This window comes from Nocardia sp. 2TAF39 (assembly GCF_052114905.1).
Lineage (GTDB): Bacteria > Actinomycetota > Actinomycetes > Mycobacteriales > Mycobacteriaceae > Nocardia.
This window is the reverse complement of sequence record NZ_JBFRFQ010000128.1, coordinates 1-1615: the sequence shown is the minus strand read 5'-3', so window position 1 is coordinate 1615 and position 1615 is coordinate 1. Positions and strand designations below refer to the sequence as shown.

Below are 1615 nucleotides of genomic sequence, written 5' to 3'. Positions count from 1 at the left end.
TTCGGCTCTGTCGTACTTTCGGTGGTGCCGCGGTGGCGCTGGCGGCACGATGTTCCGGTGTGTGAGGTGAATGTTCCTGCTGCCGTGGTGTTTTCGGGGTTGTCGCCGCTGGTGGTGGAGGATGTGGTCGACAAGGGAAACCAGATCGTGGTGTGGGCGCGGACGCCCGATTGCCCGGCCGTGTGTCCGGGCTGCGGAGCCGAGTCCGCGCGAGTGCACGGATATCACTGGCGGACGGTGACCGACGTGCCGCTCGACGGCCGCCCGGTGATTGATCGTGTGCGTGCAGGTCCGCCGCCTGATCTGCCCGACAGCGGGCTGCCGCAATACCTTTCGCGAGCAAGTGGTCGGTGTCCTGGAGCGATACCAGCGTCGCACGACGCGTCTGACCTGCCAGGTGCGGTCGGTGGTGCGGGAGCTGGCCGGTCGGGCGGGTGCCCGGCTGCTGGCCAGATTGTCGATTGGGTTGTCCCGGCATACCGCTGTGCGTGTGCTGCTGGGTATCCCCTTGCCGCGGCGACCGGTTCCGGCGGTGGTGAGCGTCGATGATTTCGCGTTGCTGCGCCGCCACCGGTATGCCACGGTCGTGATCGACCCCGTGTCCCACGACCGGGTCGATGTGCTGGCAGACCGCAAATCCGACACCCTGGCCGCCTGGCTGGCCGATCATCCCGAGGTGACGACCGTCGTACGGGACGGTTCGSCCACCTACGCCGAAGCCGTGCGACGCGCACGACCTGCGGCGACACAGGTGTCGGACCGGTGGCATCTGTGGCATGGTCTGGCCCGTGCCGTCGAGACGGCCGTCGCCGCGCACGGACGTTGCTGGGCCGCCTCGGGCCCGAAGCGGCACCGGATGGCGCGGGAGACCACCACCATCGAACGCTGGCATGCCGTGCACAACTTACTCGMCCAAGGCGTCGGGCTGCTGGACTGCGCCCGGCGGCTGGGCCTGGCGTTGAACACTGTGAAGCGGTACTCCCGGGCGCCTGAACCGGATTCGCTGCGCCGTCCGCCGCAGTACCGGCCCGGACTGGTCGACCCCTACCGTGATCATCTGCGGTCTCGACGGGCCGCTGAGCCGGGTGTGCCGGTCACGCACCTGTTCGCCGAGATCAAAGACCTCGGCTACACAGGTGGGCTGAACCTGCTCTACCGCTACCTCAACGAAGGGCGCCTGACCGGTGACCGGGTCGTCGTCTCGGCCCGCAAACTCACCGGTTGGATCATGAGCAGGCCATCAGACCTCTCCGAAACCCGCCGCGGTCACCTCGGCGAACTCGTCGCCGCCTGCCCGGAAATGACCCGGCTGACCGAACTGGTCCGTGACTTCGCCACGATCATGACCGACCGGCGCGGCGCCGACCTCGACTGCTGGATCAAACAGGCCCGCGAGGCAGGACTGCCCCAGCTCGAGCCGTTCCTGCGCGGTCTGGACCAGGACCACGACGCCGCGGTCGCCGGACCTACTTTGCCCTACAGCAACGGGCCGTGCGAGGGAGTCAACACGAAAACGAAGCTGCTCAAGAGGCAAATGTACGGACGCGCCGGATTCCGGCTCCTACGACACCGGATCCTGCTCGGATAACCCCACCACCGAAAGTACGACAGAGCC

At 67.6% G+C, this 1615-nt stretch carries 1 pseudogene; it reads left to right on the top strand.

The window, feature by feature from the left end:
* Positions 1–57: 57 nt before the first annotated feature.
* A pseudogene (locus AB4Z47_RS30620) lies at positions 58–1588 on the top strand (ISL3 family transposase).
* The last annotated feature ends 27 nt before the right edge of the window (positions 1589–1615 follow it).